The organism is Chryseobacterium sp. JV558 (assembly GCF_033712365.1).
In the GTDB taxonomy this organism is placed as follows: domain Bacteria; phylum Bacteroidota; class Bacteroidia; order Flavobacteriales; family Weeksellaceae; genus Chryseobacterium.
Genome location: NZ_WJHU01000002.1, coordinates 542,836 through 563,770 on the forward strand (window position 1 = coordinate 542,836; position 20,935 = coordinate 563,770).

Genomic DNA, 20,935 nt, shown 5'->3' on the forward strand with positions numbered 1-20,935 from the left:
ATTTTCATGCTTACTATTTTATCGCAAAACTTTTCTCTTGTCAATGAATGGATTAACGAACTTAGAAACGTTAATATCCAGCATGACCGAATGAGATTCAGAAGAAATATGGAGAGAATCGGAGAGATTGCCGCTTTTGAAATCAGTAAAGGACTGGAGTACAGAGAAGTTGAAATTCAAACTCCTTTAGATACAATAAAAAGTAGGGAAATTGCTGTACAGCCGGTTATTACAACTATTTTAAGAGCAGGAGTTCCTTTGTTTGAAGGAATTCTGAACTATCTTGACAGAGCAGACTGTGGTTTTGTAGCTGCTTACAGAAAGCACGATGCCAACGATTATTTCTCGATCAAACAGGATTATCTGACTTGCCCAAGCATTGAAGGCAGACCTTTGATTGTTGCAGATCCCATGTTGGCCACAGGAGCTTCTTTAATTGAAGCAATCAAAGATTTGTTAACCAATGGAAACCCAACCCAGCTTCATATTGTAGCAGCAATTGCTTCAAGACAGGGAGTGGAAACAATTCAGAATGCTTATCCTGAAGCTCATATCTGGGTAGGAGCCATAGATGAAGAGTTAACATCAAAAGGGTATATTACTCCTGGTTTAGGAGATGCCGGAGATCTTAGCTACGGAGAAAAACTTCAAAGATAATTTAAGAAAGATTCCAAAAATCTTTTATTAAATTCAACAATAGACTTGGTCGTACTTTATCCAGCGGATGTTTTGTCTCTGGAAGTACGGCCAATTTTGCATTCGGAAGACTTCTGTAAACCCTTAAATTTTCTTCAATAGTTACCATATTATCTTTATCTCCCACCATGATTTGAATAGGAATATTAATCGTGGCAAAATTATTTTCCAACGGAGGATTTTTGCCTAGATCAATCATCAAATCAGCTATAGCTGGTAGAAGCTGCTTCCATTTTGATCCGTGCTGTGCTTCTAAAAGTTGGGCATATTGCGGAATTTTTTCAAGAATGATATCAGGATTAAGCATTTTACTTTCTTTCAAAGCCTGCTCCTCAGTCCAGTCAAACTTTGTTCCCAGCGTGATAATAGAATTTACATTTTCAGGATTTTTCATTGCATAACAAAGTGCTGCATACCCTCCCATACTATGCCCGAAAATAGATATATCTGTCAAATTATTTACTTCACAATATTCTGATAATTCCTGAGTATATTTTTCAATACTAATGCCCCCAGCTGGAAGTTCCATATTTCCATGTCCTGAAAACAAAGGAGTGTGTACCGTAAAATATTGAGATAAAGTACTCAGATAAGGCGTAAAAATGTCGCTGTGACCTAAAGCTCCGTGTAATAAAAGCAGATGTGGCATAGTTGTTTAGTTTCCGGAAAATTAGGAAAAAGAATTGAATGGTGAAAATAGATTGGGTAAGTGTGTAGGAGAATTTGAGAGCCCTAGAGTTTGATAATATTTTTGAATATGATCAAGAATCCCGAATCCCGAAACTCCTATCCCTTACCTCTTTTAAACATCCATCGCCATTACCAGCACACTTACTTTATTATTCCCGGCATTTAAAATCTCCCATGCTACTGATGAAACGGTATTTCCTGTGGTAAAAACATCATCAATCAGAAGAATATGCTTTCCGTCGACAGGTTGTGTGATAGAGAATGTATTGACAGCTTCCAATCTGTGTTTCTTATCTTTTAAAGCCTGTGCCTTTGAATAATGATTTCTTTTGATTAATTGATGATCAAAAGGAATGTCATAAAATGCCGCTAAAGTTTCTGTGAATAAATGAAGCTGATTATATCCACGCTCTTTGAGTTTCTTTGGATGAAGCGGTACACTTACCAAAAGATCAGGTTTCTCGTTCTTAAAGTTCAGGCGTTCTGTTGTCCAGTCTGCAATAATCTTTCCTGCTTTTTCCCGGCCTTTGTATTTCAGTTCATGGATGATCTGCCGGCTTAAGCTTTCCTTTTCAAACTGTAGCAAAGCAAAGGTGTTTTCAACAGGGAAAAACAAACTGCATTTTTCTTTAATCGGATTGTTTTCAAAATAGGAATAGTGGGTAAAATAAATCTGGCTGAAACAAAGGTCACATACCAAAAGCTCAGAATCAATAATTCTGTTGCAGTGGATGCAGCGGTTGGGAAACAATATATCCAGTATCATAAGTGTGTTTTGTACTAAGATAGGAAATAAAAGATAATTAAGTGAATAGTCAATTCTACTTCGTAAGTTAGTGGAATAGAAGGTTAACAACAGTATTAAAATTCACAAGCGAAGCGTATTGACGATTCACGATTCACCAATTAATTCTCAAACCTCTTCCTTATCTTCTCCACAGAACTTTTCATGCTTAAATTAAAATGCTCCTTTTCCAGTCTTACCGGTGGCGCTTGTCTTACTTCGCAATCTGCAATGCTGCAGGATTCACAGGTTACTCCAACATTGATCGTTTTCAGAGAAGGAGATTTTATAAAACTTATTTTTTTAATCGTCTGGGAATTCAATAAAATACCAAGACAGTAACTTCTGTTGCTTCCATCCGAAAAAGGATTCTTTTGTGAAGTGGAAATGACCATATAACTTATTCCCTGATCTTTATAATGAGATATTTGAGCATCAGTCAGAGTTTCATTTTCTTTTAAATGATCGAGATTTTTCACGGCAATCCATCTTCTGCAGTAATGCTCGTTGGTAGCGTTGGCGTGAGGTGCCTGCTGATGGTTCAGATGAAGTTCTTTTAAAATCTGAATCCTATCCGAATTCTTCTTTTTTACCAGACACAGATAAAATAAATCCTTAATTCCTATTTCTGCTGAAAGAATATTAGTCAGTCGATAGTAGAATGTTTCAGGAGAACGGGTAAAACTGTTGATGAGGTTTTCAAAATTTTTAGATTCCCATGTATTATTTTGAAAAAATTCTGATGTTTTCTCAATGACAGGCTCTTTTGAAATTAATAAAGCACCCGCAAAATAAGAAGCGTAAAAGTTGTTCAGAATTTCCTCAAAACTTCCGAAGTCAAGCCATGAATATGTATTCGGGCGTGTTTTTAGCTCAAGAACATTGAATCCGATTTCTTTTGCGAGGATAAATGTTTTCTGATCTTTTTCCAGTTTTTGGTTGAGCAGTAATAATTTTTTCTCCGGAATAAAAAGCGAACGAAGATTATCCAGAGTTCCGTATTTTTCAAAATCTTCAGATTGAATTGTATAGCTGAACTTTTCTGTAAGAATTTTTTCAAGTACCTCAGACTTTAAATTTTTTCCGGGTTTTATATTGTTTTCCTGAGTAAACAGATTTACTTTTTCTTCAATTTCCGGAAAATAATTGTCATACAATTCCTGGAATGACCTTAATACAGCAAAATAAAATCTTTCCTTACCAAGATTATAATTCTGAGAAATTTCGATCAGAGCATTGATGAAAGCCGTCACTTTTTTTGGAGCATCACTGATGATACTGATAAGGTTGTTTTTGTTGATCCCGAACAGCTCTAATGGAACTTCTTTGAAGAAATCCGATTGTAGAATTTCATTGAAGGGCGCTAAGCTTTTATCAAGTTTAGTAGAAACCAGATCATCAAAAGTACAGCTCAGTGCATCAGAAAGCTGAATGATCTTATCGTGTTTGGGATATTTTTTTCCGTTTTCAATTTCGTTAAGATAAGATTTTGATAATCCTGTCTTTACAGCAAGATCCTGCAGAGACCAGTTTTTCTTTTGTCTTTGCTGTTTCAGTTTTAGCCCGAAAACTGTTTTGATAAAGTCGCTTTCTGAATTCATTACTCAAATATAAATAAATAGATGCGATTATTCGCATAATAAATTTTAAATAAATTTAGCGAACGTTCGCTATTTGTGAATATTTTTATTTATGTTTGTAATATCAAATCACAAAATCAATATGTTATGGAAACCAAGACTCAATTAGAAATAAAAGAACAGAAGCAGTTTGAAGCAGTTTTTACTCCGGATTTGGTAGATTTTCTGATTGCACTTCATCAGAATTTTAATCCTAAAAGACTTGAACTTTTAAAAGAGAGAAAAAATACACAGCAGAATTTTGATCAGGGAAATCTTCCTGAATTTTTAAAAGAAACAGAAGAGATCCGAAATGGAAATTGGGTATGCGCGCCGCTGCCTGAAGATTTGTTGGACAGGAGAGTAGAGATTACAGGACCTGTAGACCGAAAGATGATTATCAATGCTTTGAATTCCGGAGCATCTACGTTTATGGCCGATTTTGAAGACAGCAGTTCGCCGGTGTGGGAAAACTGTATTCAGGGGCAGATTAATCTTTCTGATGCTATTAATCGTACTATTGATTTTGTAAACGAAACAGGGAAAGCCTATACGCTTAATGAAAAAACTGCAGTTTTGCTGGTTCGCCCCCGCGGGCTTCATCTCCCGGAGAAGCATATTGAAATCAATGGTGAAAAAGCTTCCGGCTCGCTGATTGATTTTGGACTTTATTTTTTCAGAAATGCAAAGTCGCTTTTAGAGAAAGGAAGCGGTCCTTACTTCTACCTTCCGAAACTGGAACATTATAAAGAAGCCCGCTGGTGGAATGAGGTTTTTGTTTTTGCCCAGGATTATCTGGGAATTCAGCAGGGAACAATTAAAGCGACAGTTTTAATAGAAACCATTACTGCATCATTTCAGATTGATGAAATTTTATTTGAATTAAAAGAGCACAGTGCCGGACTGAATTGTGGCAGATGGGATTATATTTTTTCCTATATCAAAAAATTCAGAAACCTTCCAGAGTTTATTGTACCGGACAGAGATCAGGTGACCATGACTTCTCCTTTTATGAGTGCCTATTCAAAAAGAGTTATCGAAATATGTCATAAAAGAAATGTACATGCGATTGGCGGAATGGCAGCTCAAATTCCGGTAAAGGACAATGATGAAGCTAATAATCTTGCTTTTGAAAAAGTAAGAAATGATAAAGAAAGGGAAGTGAAAAACGGTCACGACGGAACCTGGGTAGCACATCCAGCATTAGTTTCAGTGGCAAAAGAAATTTTTGACCAGTATATGCCTTCCAAAAATCAGATCGACAAAAAATTTGAATATCATATAACAGAAAGTAACCTGTTGGAAATTCCTAAAGGTGATATTACCGAAAAAGGAGTCAGAAAAAATATCAATGTAGGAATTCTTTACCTTGAAAGCTGGCTGATGGGAACCGGTGCTGCCGCTATTTATAATCTGATGGAAGATGCAGCAACTGCAGAGATTTCAAGAACACAGATCTGGCAGTGGCTGAAAAACGAAGCGGTATTAAGTGATGACAGAACACTGACCCGCCATATGATTTTACAGTGGGAAAGTGAAGAAATGGACAAGATTGAAAAGTATGTTGGAGAAACCCGTTTCAAAAACGGAAAATTCAATCTTGCCAAAGAACTTTTCAATGAACTGATCTTCTGTGAAAATTTTGAAGAATTCCTAACTTTGAAAGCATATCCTTTTATTTAGATTAAGAGAGTAGGAGTGTTTGAAAGTTTGAGAATTATATCTCGAACCTCGTACCCCGAATCCCGCATCTCGAACCCCCAACCCTAAACAACAAAATCCAAATATTATGAAAACAAGACAAGAACAAATCCAGGCTATAGAACAAGACTGGCTGACAAACCCACGCTGGAACGGTGTGAAAAGACCTTATACTGCAGCAGACGTTTTGAAACTTCGCGGTTCTTATACCATAGAGTATACCATTGCTACAGAAATGTCCAAAAAATTCTGGAATAAATTAAACAACCAGGATTATGTGGCAGGACTTGGAGCCCTTACGGGGAATCAGGCTGTACAGGAAGTAGATGCCGGGCTGGAAGCTATTTATCTTTCAGGTTGGCAGGTAGCTGCAGATGCTAATTTATCAGGAGAAATGTATCCCGATCAATCCCTGTATCCTGCCAATTCAGTGCCTTCTGTGGTAAAGAAAATTAATAATGCGTTACTGAGAGCAGACCAGGTACAATCTGTGAGCGGAGTTGGAGATAAAGAATATCTGGTGCCTATCATTGCAGATGCAGAAGCAGGTTTTGGAGGTAATCTGAATGCCTTTGAACTGATGAAGCAGATGATAGAAGCTGGTGCAGCCGGTGTACACTTTGAAGATCAGCTTTCTTCTGCAAAAAAATGCGGACATCTGGGTGGAAAAGTATTGGTGCCAACGCAAGAGGCGATCAACAAACTGATTGCAGCACGTCTGGCTGCCGATGTACTGGGAGTTCCAAGCCTTATTATTGCAAGAACAGATGCGGATGCAGCAGATCTACTGACTTCTGATATTGATGACAGAGATAAAAAATTCGTGACAGGAGAAAGAACTGCAGAAGGATTTTATGTAGTAAGAAACGGAGTAGAACAGGGAATCGACAGAGGTTTGTCCTATGCGCCATATGCAGATCTGATCTGGATGGAAACTTCAAATCCGGATCTGGAACAGGCAAGAAGATTTGCAGAAGGGATTCATGCAAAATTTCCCGGGAAAATGCTTGCTTATAACTGTTCCCCTTCATTTAACTGGGCTGCAAGGCTGAGTGTAGAAGAGATGTCTACTTTCCGTGAAGAGCTTGCAAAAATGGGATATAAGTTCCAGTTTATTACATTGGCAGGATTCCATGCTTTGAATACGGCAATGTTTGAGCTGGCATTAGCTTATAAAGAAAGAGGAATGGCTGGATACTCAGAACTGCAGGAGCGCGAGTTTGCCCTTCAGCAGAAAGGATTCAGAGCGGTGAAGCATCAGTCTTTTGTAGGGACAGGGTATTTTGACGAAATACAAAATGTTGTTACAAATGGCTCTTCAGCTACCGTAGCGATGAAAGATTCTACGGAAACCGCACAATTCCATTAATCATTTTTTCCATATTTTTTTGATGTTAAACCTTCCTTTTGGGGAGGTTTTTCTTTGTTCAAAGAAGTGGTGAGTCTGTTTTTACTTCATTCAAATTCTAAAATAATAAAGGAATGAATGTCATATACTAAGTAATTGAAATTTGAATTATATTTGGGGACGAAAAAATATTATTAAAAAATGAATTTAATTAAAGTACTTTTTATTACATTAGGATTAACACTTACTGCAAACGCTGCGAATGCTCAACAGAAGATTGGAAGTGTAAACACGGAAGACATTTTTGCAAGTTTATCTGAAGTAAAAACTATAGGAACTACAATTGATAATCTGACTAAAACAAAACAGACTGAAATTGAAAAGCTGATCAATGATTATCAGACTAAGCTAAAAACAGCTCAGGATAAAGAAAAAACTTTAAGCGAGGCAAACAAAGAAGCTGTAACTAAGGAACTGATTGCTGCACAAACTGAATTACAAGGTTTAGGTAAAAAGATAGAAGAAACAAGAGCGCAGGCTGCTAAAGATATTTCTGCTAAGCAAAATGAAATGCTTACTCCATTGCAAAAGAAAGTAAGAGAAGCTATTTTTGCTGTAGCTAAAGAAAAAAATCTAAGCTATGTGTTTGATACAGCAGCACAAGATTCTAATAACTTACTGTATACAGACGGAAGTGAAGATATTACCGCTATTGTAAAAAATAAATTAGGGGCTACAGCAACTGCTGCTAAGCCGGCTGGGAAATCTAAATAAGAATTTCAATATACTAGAATATTGAACGGAATCAGAGAGTGTCTGGTTCCGTTTTTTTATTTTAGAAAATAGAAGTTTTGTTTCCCCAGGACTGAGAAAGTTCTGTTTTAAAATGATAAATTTGAGTAAACTTTTCATGAACATGAATTTAATGTACGAAAAACAGATAAAGGTAACCGAAGAACATATTGATCAGAACAATCATGTAAATAATGTACAATATGTGCATTGGGTGGAAGAAGTGGCTGCAGAACACTGGGATCTTCTAAAACACCAAAGCGAATATGTAAACGATGCCTGGATGCTTCTGGATCACCATATCCAATATAAAAAACAGGTTTATCTTAGTGACACAATCACAGTAAGAACCTATCCTATAGCTCCTGAAGGTGCCAAACAACCAAGAAAAGTCGAATTTTACTGCAATGATGAACTTGTGGTAGACTCAAGTACGCTCTGGATTCTCTTTGATCCGGAAACCAAGAAAATCAAACGTCTGGAAAGTGACTGGCTGGAGAAATTTTTTTAAACTGGTGAAAAATTAAAATCAGAGTAGGAAATAGAACTTTGATTTTTTTATTTTTAACCAACAACATTCAATAAAAAAACTAAATAACATGAAATTCTTTTATTCACTGGCTTTACTATTGTTGAGCATAGAGGCTTATAGTCAGGAAAATCCATACTTATTTTCTGATGATATTAAAAAGAAGGTGGAAGATCCTGCCCAAAGTCAGTCCTGGAGAAGTCAGATGGGGGCAACATATTACTCCATAAGCGGACACTATAAGCCTGCACTGGAAAGTTGGGACCAGACTTTCGGAAGAGTGAAAAAGTTAAATACTGCTGATAGTCTGAGGTTTACGAAATTAATTCCCTTCAATGCAAAAGAATATATTCTGAAAAAGGCAGCCAATGAGAAAATCATCATCATCAATGAAGCCCATCACAATGCCAGTCACAGAACCTTTGCATCCTCGTTGCTTCAGGGGTTGTATGACAAAGGATATCGATATTTAGGCATCGAAACACTGGAAGGAGACTCTTTAAATACCGTAAAATTTGCTACCCTCAACAGCGGATATTATTCCAAAGAACCGGAATTCGGGAATTTCATTTATAATGCCCTGAAAATTGGGTTCAAGCTTTTTCCTTACGAAGCCGAAGGCAATAATAAAGAAAGGGAAATTGGAGAAGCAAAAAATATCTCTGATTGTATGCAGCAAAATCAGGAAGGAAAATATCTGATCTATTGCGGGTACCAACATGCTTATGAAGGAGTTCATAAATCCTGGGAAAAAACGATGGCTGGCCGACTTTCAGATTTAACAGGTATCAATCCATTGACGATTGACCAAACTCAGTTTTCAGAAAGAAGTTCCCCGAAATATAATGAACCAATTTTGAGATTGGTAAACAATTCTGTTCCTGTTGTTTTGAAAGATGATAAAGAAATGATCTATAACGGTGAAGACAAAGAATTGTATACAGATATCAAGATCATTCATCCCGTTACAAAATATATCAAAGGCAGACCAGATTGGATGCTGAAAGAAAACCGAAAGTTTTATAAAATTCCGGCTGCTCAACTTTCAACATATCCGGTTATGGTTTTTGCTTACAGAAAAGGAGAGTTTGAACAGAAAGGAATTCCTGTCGATATCATTGAAATTAGAACAGCTAAAGACAAGCGTTTTTTAATCCTTGATAAAGGAAATTATGATATTGTGATTAATGATAAAGACTACAAAGTCATTCATAGATTTGAAAAAAGAATAAAATAAAGTTCAGCTAGAAATAGGTTGAATGAAAATGGAGCAATGAAAAATAAATTGAGGAAAATCACCATTAATAATAATGAGTATCTATATAATGTAACAGACCAATTCCATTCTGAAACGGAAACCAATACGCTGACTGTAAAAATCTTTTTAAGTGGGAAGAAAAAAACACCTTTAATCATTACATTCTTGACTGCTGATGATTATATGATGGGACAGCCTTTAAAATCAGGTGTTAAGTTGACAAATAAAATGACAGGCTCGGAAGATGAGGTCAATCTTAATGAACCCAAATACATCAAAAAGTTTATTTTATTGGGATTAGAAAAAGGATGGTTAGGTTCCAATTCAATAGAAATACAAAACGGACTTCATTATTTAAATGAATTAGGTTTTGAAACGGACAAATTAACTCCTGAAAAATAAAGGTTTTTCTTCAATGTAATATAATAAGGCTTACAATTGTTTTTAATAGAGAAATATCAAACAAAAATTACCATGAAACTATCCATTTTAACGATACTTTTTTTAAGTTTCTTCTTCACGGGTTACAGTCAGACAGCTGACCAGTCAAAAGAAATAGAAAATTATATAAAAAAGGTTATTCAAATCAATGAGATACCAGGAATGGCCGTAGGTATTGTTACGAATAATAAAATAACTTTCCAGAAATATTACGGAACGGAAACCTTAGAGACTGATAAAAAAGTAGATGCCAATTCCATGTTCAGAATCTATTCTACTACAAAATTAATGTCAAATATTGGCCTCTTTCAGCTCATAGAGCAGGGAAAAGTATCTTTAGAAGATAAAATTTCAAAATATATTGACAATGTACCGGCAGAGTGGCAAAATGTTCAGGTGAAAAATCTTGTATCCCATTCTTCAGGGCTGCCGGACTGGATCCGTTTCACTGATATTCCCGTGGATGCTGCCAATGCTGAAGTAATTGCTCGGTTATCAAAAGAGAAAATGGAATTTGAAACAGGAAGTGATTATAGATACAATCAGACCAACTACATGCTGGTCACCATGATCATTGAAAAAGTAACCGGAGAAAAATATGAAGACTATATTATCAACAAACAGTTTTCAGATTTAAGAAATCAGGTCGTGTTTTCATCTAATTCTATTGAAAAAATTCCAAACAGAATCGTAAAATATATTTACAACAAGGATAAGCATCAATACGATAAATCTACATTTGTAGAAGGGAGAAGAGCGCATTCAGCTAATGGTTTGGCGATTACATTACCTGCGTTTTTACAGTGGAGTATTCATTTGAGCAAAAATGATTTTCTAAAGCCTTCCACACAAGAGCTGATGTGGAAACCGTTTGAATATAAAGATAAAAATATCATCTTTACTCATGGCTGGGATATGGGAACTTTTAATAATGTAAAGTCCTATCATTTTTCTGGTGGAAATGTAAGTGTATACAGAATTTTTCCTGAAAAAAATAGGGCTGTTGTATTGATGTACAACGGATATAAAGAATCTGCGGTGATGTATCAGATGATCAATCAGATTATGGGGATCATGGATAAGAGTTTGCTGAATCCTTACACGCTGGCAGAAGAATATACAAAATCTAAACCTCTTGTTCATCCTGATCTTAAAAAAGAAATCTATGGATATCGCACAGAAAAAGAAAATGTTATTTTTTCCTACCAATTTCCTGAAAAGCAAAGCATAGAATTTATCAAAAATATATCAGTTACAGGTTCATTTAATGATTGGAATCCTGATGATAAGACCTATTGTATGAAACTGAAAAAGAACAATACTTTTGAGCTGGTAGTACCAAAATCTCAGTTTGAAAAAGGGAAAACCTACCAATTCAAATTTGTAATGAATAAAAACGGCTGGCTTTCTGTGCCTTACAATGCTCTCAATATTGATGGAACTCCGGATAATAATTTAACCTTTAAAATAGATTAAAAAGGAGGATTGAGTGTAGAAACAAAAAGATAAAAAGCTTTGAGAGAGTAATTAAAATATATTGTTTTGATAATCTGTGAGGTAGAAATTGAGTGAGTTAATGAAGGGTTAATGTAATTTTTTGAAGAGAATTTTGTTATAATTTATTCTAAATTTACAGTAATGAATAAGGCTTTTATACCGTTTTAGGTAAGAATAAGCCATTGAAAATTATACAATGTTAAAGAAATATTTTTTACTCAATCTCATATTAATTTCCTCTATGGGATTTTCGCAAAATACAAAAGGAGAAGTACAATTTCAAACTCCCTTTACAGACCATACAAACGAAACTAAGGCGATAAAGAAAATTAGTGAACATTTAAAAGACAATCTTATCGTTGGGCTGGGAGAAGGAACACATGGAACCAAAGAGTTTAATGAAATAAGAAGTGAAATCTCAAAACAGCTGATTAGCAAAAACGGTTTTAGAATTGTAGCCTTTGAAAGTTCTTACGGTGATGCTTCGTTTCTTAATGAGGCGGTTAACTCTGATGTTGATATAAAAGTTGCACTGAAAAAATATATGACTTCTATCTGGCAGACAAAAGAAATTAATACGCTTTTGGAGTGGATAAGAACCTATAATAAGAATCATAAAGACAAAGTAATCATTTCCGGATTCGATACTGATGCTCTCACGAGGAGTGCTGAAATTCTGAAAAAATCGGACAATTTTGGAAAAGACTATTCTGATATAGCAGGAGAAGTTCAAAAGAAGGCAATAGTACAGGATGGAATGTGGGAAAAACAAAACGATCCATCTTTCAGATTGGATATGAAGGAAGTGATAAAAAATGGAACAGAAGGATATTTACTGACTAAAAAGCTGGATAGTTTATATGGTAAGAAAATGGATTTAAGTTCAAAACTGGCATTAGAGCATCTTGAGCTTGGATTTAAAATACCTTATGAAGCGAGCAAAAAAAATTATGAGGTATCCAGAGATTTTATCATGGCCGAGATGATTAAAAATATTCAGTCAGGGTATGATCAAAAAATGATCCTTTTTGCACATGACGGACACGTTGCATTGAAACCTATACTGGTAGATGGTATGGGAGGATATTTAAAAGAAAAATACGGAAACAAATATTACGCATTGGCAACATCTACTGTTTTAGGAACCTATAGTGCTACTGCAGATCCCCGTGCAGTAAAGAATAATAAATACACCTCCTATCCACTCCCAAAACAATTGGAAAATAGCTGGGAAGAGAAATTAGGAAGCAAAAAAAATGAAAACTATTTTGTAGACTTCCGCAGCAGTAATGAAGAAATATACGGAAGGGCTTTTAAAATGAGACTTCTGGGATACAACCCTATAACACCAGCGACAGAAAAATTTACCATCACAGAACCTCTTAAGTTGAACGAATGTTTTGACGGAGTAATTTTTATAAAACATACAAACGCAGCAGAACACTTATTTGCAGAGTAAACTCAAGAGGATTTTCAATAGATTTCGTGAATCAATTTATACATGGTCTGGCTTTTTCAAGTTAGACCGTTTTATTATATCTTTGCAGTATGATACGTATTACAAAAATTTTTACATTTGAAACAGCTCACGTGCTTTACAACTACGATGGGAAGTGTAAAAATATGCATGGACATTCCTATAAGCTGTTCGTAACAGTGAAAGGAAAACCGATCAATGATATTGAAAATCCTAAAAATGGAATGGTGGTAGATTTCGGAGATATCAAAAGTATCGTAAATTCCGAAATTGTAGATGTATGGGACCATGCGGTTCTTGTAAATGCCTTGTCTCCACACAAAGAATTGGGAGATGACCTGGAACAGAAAGGGCATAAAGTAATCTATTGCAGCTTCCAGCCAACTTGTGAAAACATGTTGTACGCTATTGCTGCCAAAGTAAAATCAAAACTTCCTGATGGAATTTCTTTAGCCTATCTTAAACTTCATGAGACAGAAAACTCTTATGGAGAATGGTTTGCAGAAGATAATCAATAATTTACCCCAAAACTCAGAAGGTGTTAAAAACAACAATTAATTTAGAACCTGGAAAAAAAGTATATTTCGCTTCAGATCAGCATTTTGGAGCTCCCACACCCAGTGAGAGTAAAGTGCGTGAAGAAAAATTTATACGCTGGATGAATGAGATCAAAGAAGATGCCCAGGTTTTGTTTTTAATGGGTGATCTTTTTGACTTCTGGCACGAATGGAAACATGTGGTTCCCAAAGGATATATCCGGGTTCTCGGAAAAATTGCAGAACTTAAAGACAGAGGAATTCATATCTATTTCTTTGTCGGAAACCATGATCTGTGGATGAAAGATTATCTGGAAGAGGAAATTGGCTGCACTGTATTTTATCAGAAACAGTATTTTGAAATGGGAGGAAAGCAGTTTTTGCTGGCTCATGGAGACGGTTTAGGGCCTGGTGACAAAGGATATAAAAGAATGAAAAAATTATTCACAAATCCGGTGGCACAATGGTTCTTCAAATGGCTGCATCCCGATATTGCGATGAAAGTTGCATTGTACCTTTCCCAAAAAAATAAAATGATCTCCGGAGAAGAAGACAAAGCATTTCTGGGAGAAGATAAAGAGTTTCTGATCATTTACTCCAAAGAAAAATTGAAGACTGAGAAGATAGATTACTTCATTTATGGACACAGACACCTTCCAATGGTACTTGATCTGGAGCAGAATTCAAAATATATCAACCTCGGAGACTGGATTTCCTATTTTACCTACGGGGTTTTTGAAAAGGATTTTGAACTGAAGACTTTTGAAAAATAAAACAAAAAAAATTACCCCTAAAAAGAGGTAACTTTCGAACGGGCCGAAACCCACTCTTGTTTTTAATCCATATTCCGTTTAGGTATGTGCAATAAGCCTACCAAAATAGGTTTTGTAGATTAAAAAATTATTAAATATCAATATTTTATCTTTATAAATACCTTATACTGAGGTGATAAGGTGCTAAAAGGTTATGGAATTAAAAAATATATTCAATATACAGACTGAACAGGATTTTCTGAATGCATCATTGAAAACATTTCGTTATCAATATGAAAATGTTGAAATATACAGGAAATTCGTCAACTTTCTGAATATTAATCCTGATGAGGTGGATAGTTTGGTAAAGATTCCGTTTTTGCCAATCGAAATGTTCAAAAATCATCAGATTCTGGACAAAAATATAACAACCGATCTGTTTTTTCAGAGTTCAGGAACAACGCAGATGAATCTTTCAAAACATTTCATCGCAGATCCGAAACTTTATGAAGAAAGTATTTATAAAAGTTTTGAACAGTTTATTGGGAAACCCGAAGATTTTATTTTTCTGGGCTTACTTCCAAGTTATCTGGAAAAACAGAGTTCATCATTGATCTATATGGTAGACTATCTGATGAAGAAATCTGATAAACCTGAAAACGGATATTTCCTTTATAACCATTCTGATCTTTTTGAGTTATTGAATAAACTTCAGGATAAAAAAGTAATTCTATTCGGAGTTTCTTTTGCACTTCTTGACTTTCTGGACTACTGTCATTCTGAACACGGCGAAGAATCGCTGAATTTTCCTGAAAACTTGATAGTCATTGAAACCGGAGGAATGAAAGGGAGAAAAGAAGAAATGACGAAAGATGAATTGCTGAAAATCTTACAGGACGGCCTTAAAACAGATAAAATTTACTCAGAATATTCCATGACGGAACTGCTTTCACAGGCATATTCCCTTGGAAATAATGAGTATGAATGTCCGAACTGGATGAGAATTATGGTTCGGAATGCAGAAGATCCTCTATCCTACGAAAAAAAAGGAAGAACAGGCGCTATTAATATCATTGATCTTGCCAATACCCATTCCTGCTCATTTATTGCGACACAGGATTTAGGTAAAATTGTAGGTGATAAGTTTCAGGTATTGGGAAGAATAGATCATTCTGATATCAGAGGATGCAGTCTGCTGGTAAGCTAAGAAGCTGAAAGTAAAATTCAATTGTGAATAGTCAATTTGCTTCGCTTGTCAATTTTTATTAGTGAATAATAATTGAATATAACTTACAACTTTACTGAGTGAAACGCCCTTGCGAACATTGTAAGCAGTTGGTAATTTAAGAAACATTGCGTTTTATAATATTTTATTATTAAATATTTTCACATTTTATCATCATTTCATGATCAAAATAGAAGAACTCATACACGCCTACATTCATTCCCATTGTGATTTTGAAAAAGAAATTGTACTGACCAATTATTTTCAGGCCGATTGGGAAGCAGATATTCTGATCATAAATTCAGAAGGAGGAAGTCATGAAATTGAGATCAAGTTTTCGAAAAGTGATTTTAAAAATGATTTCAAAAAATCATATCTCAATAAAGATACCGGAGAAAAATTTCTGAAACATGATAAGATCTCCTGTGGCGATTATATCTGTAATTCTTTTAGCTTTTTGCTCCCGATGGGAATGGTAGATGCGGTGCATATTCCCGAACATTGCGGCATCATTGAATTTTACCATAATGCAGACACCTGGGAAACCGAATTTTATCTGATACGTCCACCCAAAAAGCTTCACGAAGATTCTTATTGGAAACTGAATGACAAAGACCTTTTTATCAGAAAAATGGCACTCAATCTTCTTCAGCGTAAAATGGAAATCAAAGGAAAGCATGAAGAGCTGATATTCAAAAATCCTTTTGATATTAAAAAACTGAAATAAAACCAGAAGATTCTGATAAGCTTATCAATATGATGTAAACGCAAAGTTTAGTTTACACTTTTTAATATTTTAAAGAAGCAAAGACAGAATCCATTTCATTGATTCTTATTAAGCAGACCTAAAATGTATTGCTTCATCAACGACGCAGGCGTTATCACGTTGCTCACTTTAAATAAAAAGATTCTCATATAAATACTTTGCGTTTTAAGAAATTAGAATAGTTTATTTGTGATCAGAACATAAAAAAATCCTGCCGCCTGACAGGATTTTATATTTGAATATTGTTCTAAAAATTAATCTGCAATTTCTGCAGTATCTCTCTGAAGTAAGAACTTGTAGATCAATCCTCCTACAACTCCTCCTAAAATAGGGGCTACCCAGAACAGCCAAAGCTGTGACATGGCAGTTCCACCCACAAATACAGCCTGCGAAAGTGATCTTGCAGGGTTTACAGAAGTATTCGTAATAGGAATAGAGATCAGGTGAATCAAAGTAAGAGCAAGACCGATAGCAAGACCGGCAAATTTACCGTTGGCCCATTTATCCGTAGCTCCCATGATCACAATAAGAAAAAAGGCAGTTAATAAAAACTCAGCCAGGAATGCGGCTCCCATACTGAAAGCTTTTCCGTTGTAAACGGCCTCTCCGTAAAAGTTCGTGGCAAAATCTCCGGGTTTTGAGAATTCTACCGCTCCCGCACCATTAAGGATTGTATACAGACATCCTGCTGCTACAATAGCTCCCAGACACTGAGCTACAATGTAAGGAATAAGGTCTTTTGCAGGAAATCTTCCCCCTGCTAACAGTCCAAAAGAAACAGCCGGATTAAAGTGTCCTCCTGAGATGTGGCCTACAGCGTAAGCCATCGTAAGAACAGTAAGACCAAAGGCTAAAGCAACTCCTAAAAGTCCGATGCCAATGTTGGGAACGCCAGCTGCGAAAACAGCGCTTCCACACCCTCCGAAAACAAGCCAAAATGTGCCGAAAAATTCAGCGAAAAGTTTTTTTATCATGTTGTTTATTATTTAAATGTATCTCAAATGTAAAATTTAAATCTTAAAGTAAAAAGTTAAAATTGAAAAATATTTCAAAAAATAGGGAACAAAAATTATAAAATTAATAATTTGGTGTAAACTTTGTTTGGGATTTATCTGGAGAGTATTATAATAGGTTTTGAAAGATATAACATAAATGTTTTATCTTTCGTTTGTAATTTAAAAGGATGGTTAATGAGAAAGTTTTTTTGTGTGGTCTTTGTACCTTTTATTTATAGTTTACATTATTCGCAGGCAGCAAAAAAGGCCTTTCCCTGCTATGATCTTACTACTGTATTGAAGGTTGAGCCTACATCGCTTTACAAACCCCATCTTGACGCCTCAAAGAGTTTTGGAATACAGTTACTGAAAGACTCCAAAACAGTACAGAAATATATCGGCAGCGGAAAATTCCACAAAATAAAAAAATCAGGAAAAGGATATCAGGTTCAGAGACTTGATTACAGCAGGGCTTATATGGTATCCAAAGCCAAAACTACCCTGGAGAAAATAGGCTCCAAATTCAGTAAAGATACAAAAGGAGGAACTTTTACCGTTTCATCCATTACCCGGACTCTTGAAGACCAATGCAGACTGAGAAGAGTAAATTCTAATGCCTCACTAGGGATTAGTTCTCACAATTATGGTAACTCTTTTGACATTTCTTATGTAAGGTTCAACAACGTTCTGAAGTATAATCCGAAAATGGAAATAGCGCTGGAGAAAGTTTTAAAGCACTATCAGAATGCCGGTAGAATATATTACATTAAAGAAAGACAACAGAGCTGTTATCATATTACAGTGAAAAATTATTAATTAAAATCTTACTTGCGTAGCATGTTTAGTTTATATATTTTTATAGGACTAAAAACTATGCTTATGTCAACATTAAACATTGTAGACTATATGCTGCCTGTAGAAGAATGTAGAGCAGCATCAAACGAATGGAAAGGGTATTTCTCTGACTTTTCCAAAATTCAAAAGCTGATTCCTACCAACTATGTTTTTAATATTTCCAGTGAGCACCTTGAGTGGATGAAGGGCTTTAAGGATTATAAAGACTTTTGTGCAGCCGTAGGAGTTTATAGAGATCGTTTGATTCTTATTTTTTATCCTATGAATAATGAAGGGGTAAAAATAGATGTCAAAGAATATCCGTACAGCTTCCTTACAGAACTTGATAAAGATTTGAGACTACAGGAAGTTCAGGAATACACTGTTATTAGAAACGCTGTTCTTTCTAAAAATCTTGAGAGCACAGAGAAGAATGCTAATATGGGATTCCCGGTTTCCAATACCCCTATTCTTGAGCAGGATATAGCTGTATCAGCTATTGAACGTTGGAGAAACGAAGGTATGGAGTGGTTTTATAAAGAATGCAGAGAAAATGAAGGTATTGGAATTTTTAGAAAATTCTATGTTCCTACCGCAGACCTTTGCCTTGAGGATGATGGTTTGCTGGGTATTACCTGTTCTTTTGGCCTTAGATACAATGATATCTATGGAAAAATGCTGGTAACTCTTATCTTTATTTCTTCCCGAGCAAATCTTAGAAATTCAGAACTGGGTGCAGAAACTGTATCCAATACATATGACTGGGCAAAACCATGTCCTCCTATCTGCCGTATTCCGGATGTAGATGTAGGAAGTGGATTTTAAAAACGATAAACTGAGGAATGGCTGAACTTTATAAGGCAATTTTATTCCTGAATTATGCACTGCTTCTATCTGTTATACTGCTGGGAGCAGCAAAATACCGCATATTAAACCAAAAAGAAAAGCAGTATTTTTATTGTATTGCTTTTCTTTTTTTTATTGAACTGCTGAATCTGGCGCTGCCTTATGTCTTCAGGCTTAATGATACGTCATTTCTTTATCCCTTGTACATCGCAGGAGAGTTTTTTTTGCTGACAGGTTTATTTATCAGAAAACTGGATTGGCCGAAATATGTTCTGGGTATTACAGGTGTGCTGGCGGGAGGTTTTATGATTTCGAAATATGGGTTTGATTATCCATCTAATGCAGATATTGCGAAAGTGGTTTCCAATATCGTTATCATCTGCCTTTCCGGGGTTACTTTGATCCGTGAGATTAAAAATACCTCTGCACAGAACCGTTTTATTCTGGTAGATGCCAGTATTTTTTTCTACTATTCCGTTTCTGTATTTATTTTTATTATCCAGCACCAGATTGCTGAGCTGTCAGAAAACGATTATTATACTATTCTCAGTGCCAATAATATTCTTTCGAGTATTTTGTACTGTTCATTTTTATATACTTTTATCAAATTAAAGAAGTAACTTTAAATATCAACCTGCTGATTCTTATAATTGTTACCATAACAGTTATAGTATCTTTTATTCTGCTTGCCTACAGAGCTTTTATAACCAGAATTATTAAGGAGAAAAGCGTACAGCATGAGGCCGAAGTTCTCCATCAGAAAAAATTAGTGCTGGAAAACATCAAAGCCCAGGAAGAAGAAAGAAAAAGAATAGCAGTAATGATTCATGATGATATCGGAAACCGGCTCAATATTCTTTCTTTATGGCTGAATAACCTCGATACCCAAGGTGATGACCTGATAAAAAAAAATATCTATGGCCAGATGTCTTCCCTGATTGATGCTGCCAGAAGTATTTCTCATTCACTATACCCTGTAAACCTGGAATCGGTAGGATTGGTCTTATACGTTGAAGAATTAATAGCCAACCTTTCCCATAAAATTAATATTTCCCTGCAGGTAATGCCAGGATATGAAAAAAAAGATCTTTTCGTAGAAGTTCAGCTGTACCGGATTATTCAGGAATTTACCACCAATGTGATCAAGCATTCAGATGCTGAAGATCTCTGGATCTATATTAAAGATTATCCTGAAAATATGGCGGTCATTATTTCTGATAACGGACAAGGTTTTGAATATGAAGAGGTAAAAAAAGGAATGGGAATCAAAAATATAGAATCCCGTATCAAATCAATGAACGCAACACACAAATGGAAAAAAACTTTTTTAAAAAAAGGAAGTCGTTTAATCATAAAAATTCCAAAATATCATGAGTTCCCAAATCAAACTAGCACTGATTGATGATGAACAGCTGATCCTCGAAGGGGTAAAAATGTTGCTGTCCAATGAAAAAAATATATCGGTATGCCTTACCGCAGATAACGGCCCCGATTTTATAGATGACCTCGGAAAACTTTCAAAAGATGAATTTCCTGATATTGCGCTTGTAGATGTTCAGATGAAGCCTATGAACGGTTTTGAACTGGTAGAAATCCTGAAAGAAAAATATCCAGATCTTAAAATTATTATCCTTTCATCCCATTACAAAACCTCTATTCTCGGATACATGGTCAAGCTGGGAGTATCAGCATTTCTTCCTAAAAACTCAAATAAAAAAACATTTATTGATGCCATCACGATGGTTGATAAAAATGGAGTTTTCTTTACGGCAGAAGACCATCAGATGCTGTTTACCTATATGAACGGCTCTGCCAAGAAAAATTCTCTTTTTGAAATGGAAGATGAGCTGTCTGAAAGAGAAAAAGATGTGGTAAAACTGATCTGTCAGGAATTTACCAATAATGAAATAGGAGAAAAACTCTTTATCAGTCCAAGAACCGTAGAAAGCCACAGGCAACGTATTTTGGAGAAGATTGGAGCTAAAAATACTGTGGGAATAGTGATTTATGCTATTATTAACAATATTTATTCCCTTGAAAAAATGTAATCTGATTCCGTAGAAATACGGATTTTTTTATTTGGTACTTTTCACTCTAGCTAGCCTTGTTTTTCTTCTGTTATTTTGAAATGTCTCTTTCAGGGATTTTA

At 35.4% G+C, this 20,935-nt stretch carries 22 protein-coding genes; 18 read left to right on the forward strand and 4 right to left on the reverse strand.

The window, feature by feature from the left end:
* Positions 1–6 precede the first annotated feature (6 nt).
* Positions 7–657 (forward strand): uracil phosphoribosyltransferase, encoded by a 651-nt coding sequence (gene upp / locus GFU89_RS08205; RefSeq protein ID WP_318846665.1) that lies wholly within the window; start codon positions 7–9, stop codon positions 655–657.
* 1 nt (position 658) lies between these two features.
* Here upp and GFU89_RS08210 read toward each other — a convergent pair whose 3' ends face one another.
* The 3 genes from GFU89_RS08210 to GFU89_RS08220 form a co-directional block, all read right to left on the reverse strand.
* A complete protein-coding gene (locus GFU89_RS08210) occupies positions 659–1,345 on the reverse strand; it encodes an alpha/beta hydrolase (protein ID WP_318846666.1) in 687 nt (228 codons plus the stop codon).
* A gap of 153 nt (positions 1,346–1,498) precedes the next feature.
* Positions 1,499–2,152 carry a ComF family protein gene (locus tag GFU89_RS08215; protein ID WP_318846667.1) on the reverse strand — a complete coding sequence of 218 codons (654 nt, stop codon included), beginning with the start codon at positions 2,150–2,152 and terminating at the stop codon, positions 1,499–1,501.
* 140 nt (positions 2,153–2,292) lie between these two features.
* Positions 2,293–3,771: a helix-turn-helix transcriptional regulator gene (locus GFU89_RS08220; protein WP_318846668.1), complete on the reverse strand. Its 1,479-nt coding sequence runs from the start codon at positions 3,769–3,771 to the stop codon at positions 2,293–2,295.
* 126 nt (positions 3,772–3,897) lie between these two features.
* Between GFU89_RS08220 and aceB the strand changes: the two genes are divergently transcribed.
* The 12 genes from aceB (at position 3,898) to GFU89_RS08280 (ending at position 16,072) form a co-directional block, all read left to right on the forward strand.
* The gene (gene aceB / locus GFU89_RS08225) at positions 3,898–5,472 is read left to right on the forward strand and encodes a malate synthase A (RefSeq protein ID WP_318846669.1); all 1,575 of its coding nucleotides are present in this window, start codon (positions 3,898–3,900) and stop codon (positions 5,470–5,472) included.
* A gap of 103 nt (positions 5,473–5,575) precedes the next feature.
* Positions 5,576–6,859 carry an isocitrate lyase gene (gene aceA / locus GFU89_RS08230; RefSeq protein ID WP_413228588.1) on the forward strand — a complete coding sequence of 428 codons (1,284 nt, stop codon included), beginning with the start codon at positions 5,576–5,578 and terminating at the stop codon, positions 6,857–6,859.
* A 180-nt stretch (positions 6,860–7,039) separates the two neighbouring features.
* Positions 7,040–7,612 (forward strand): OmpH family outer membrane protein, encoded by a 573-nt coding sequence (locus GFU89_RS08235; protein WP_318846671.1) that lies wholly within the window; start codon positions 7,040–7,042, stop codon positions 7,610–7,612.
* Positions 7,613–7,748: 136 nt separating this feature from the next.
* A complete protein-coding gene (locus GFU89_RS08240; protein ID WP_318846672.1) occupies positions 7,749–8,141 on the forward strand; it encodes a thioesterase family protein in 393 nt (130 codons plus the stop codon).
* A gap of 88 nt (positions 8,142–8,229) precedes the next feature.
* Positions 8,230–9,396, forward strand: a complete 1,167-nt coding sequence (locus GFU89_RS08245; RefSeq protein ID WP_318846673.1) for a hypothetical protein — start codon at positions 8,230–8,232, stop codon at positions 9,394–9,396.
* 36 nt (positions 9,397–9,432) lie between these two features.
* Positions 9,433–9,819 carry a hypothetical protein gene (locus tag GFU89_RS08250; protein ID WP_318846674.1) on the forward strand — a complete coding sequence of 129 codons (387 nt, stop codon included), beginning with the start codon at positions 9,433–9,435 and terminating at the stop codon, positions 9,817–9,819.
* Between the two features lie 72 nt (positions 9,820–9,891).
* Positions 9,892–11,334, forward strand: coding sequence for a serine hydrolase (locus GFU89_RS08255; RefSeq protein WP_318846675.1), 1,443 nt, complete (start codon positions 9,892–9,894; stop codon positions 11,332–11,334).
* 262 nt (positions 11,335–11,596) lie between these two features.
* Positions 11,597–12,814 (forward strand): erythromycin esterase family protein, encoded by a 1,218-nt coding sequence (locus GFU89_RS08260; protein ID WP_318846676.1) that lies wholly within the window; start codon positions 11,597–11,599, stop codon positions 12,812–12,814.
* 89 nt (positions 12,815–12,903) lie between these two features.
* Positions 12,904–13,350 carry a 6-pyruvoyl trahydropterin synthase family protein gene (locus GFU89_RS08265; protein WP_047386591.1) on the forward strand — a complete coding sequence of 149 codons (447 nt, stop codon included), beginning with the start codon at positions 12,904–12,906 and terminating at the stop codon, positions 13,348–13,350.
* Positions 13,351–13,370: 20 nt separating this feature from the next.
* The gene (locus tag GFU89_RS08270; protein WP_318846677.1) at positions 13,371–14,141 is read left to right on the forward strand and encodes a UDP-2,3-diacylglucosamine diphosphatase; all 771 of its coding nucleotides are present in this window, start codon (positions 13,371–13,373) and stop codon (positions 14,139–14,141) included.
* A gap of 193 nt (positions 14,142–14,334) precedes the next feature.
* Complete coding sequence (locus tag GFU89_RS08275; protein ID WP_318846678.1) at positions 14,335–15,327, forward strand: acyl transferase; 993 nt, start codon at positions 14,335–14,337, stop codon at positions 15,325–15,327.
* 199 nt (positions 15,328–15,526) lie between these two features.
* Entirely contained in the window at positions 15,527–16,072 is a 546-nt protein-coding gene (locus GFU89_RS08280) for a hypothetical protein (RefSeq protein WP_318846679.1), read from the forward strand.
* Positions 16,073–16,365: 293 nt separating this feature from the next.
* Here the strand turns inward: GFU89_RS08280 and aqpZ are convergent, their stop codons facing one another.
* Positions 16,366–17,082, reverse strand: coding sequence for an aquaporin Z (gene aqpZ, locus GFU89_RS08285; protein WP_318847161.1), 717 nt, complete (start codon positions 17,080–17,082; stop codon positions 16,366–16,368).
* Between the two features lie 219 nt (positions 17,083–17,301).
* On the opposite strand from aqpZ, the gene GFU89_RS08290 reads away from it, so the two are divergent.
* The 5 genes from GFU89_RS08290 (at position 17,302) to GFU89_RS08310 (ending at position 20,834) form a co-directional block, all read left to right on the forward strand.
* Positions 17,302–17,922, forward strand: coding sequence for a DUF5715 family protein (locus tag GFU89_RS08290; RefSeq protein ID WP_318846680.1), 621 nt, complete (start codon positions 17,302–17,304; stop codon positions 17,920–17,922).
* A 63-nt stretch (positions 17,923–17,985) separates the two neighbouring features.
* On the forward strand, positions 17,986–18,765 hold the full coding sequence (locus tag GFU89_RS08295; protein ID WP_318846681.1) for a hypothetical protein: 780 nt from the start codon (positions 17,986–17,988) through the stop codon (positions 18,763–18,765).
* 17 nt (positions 18,766–18,782) lie between these two features.
* Positions 18,783–19,406, forward strand: coding sequence for a hypothetical protein (locus tag GFU89_RS08300; RefSeq protein WP_318846682.1), 624 nt, complete (start codon positions 18,783–18,785; stop codon positions 19,404–19,406).
* 149 nt (positions 19,407–19,555) lie between these two features.
* The gene (locus GFU89_RS08305; protein ID WP_318846683.1) at positions 19,556–20,188 is read left to right on the forward strand and encodes a sensor histidine kinase; all 633 of its coding nucleotides are present in this window, start codon (positions 19,556–19,558) and stop codon (positions 20,186–20,188) included.
* A complete protein-coding gene (locus GFU89_RS08310; RefSeq protein WP_318846684.1) occupies positions 20,157–20,834 on the forward strand; it encodes a response regulator transcription factor in 678 nt (225 codons plus the stop codon). Before GFU89_RS08305 ends, GFU89_RS08310 begins: the two co-directional genes overlap by 32 nt.
* Positions 20,835–20,935: the final 101 nt, after the last annotated feature.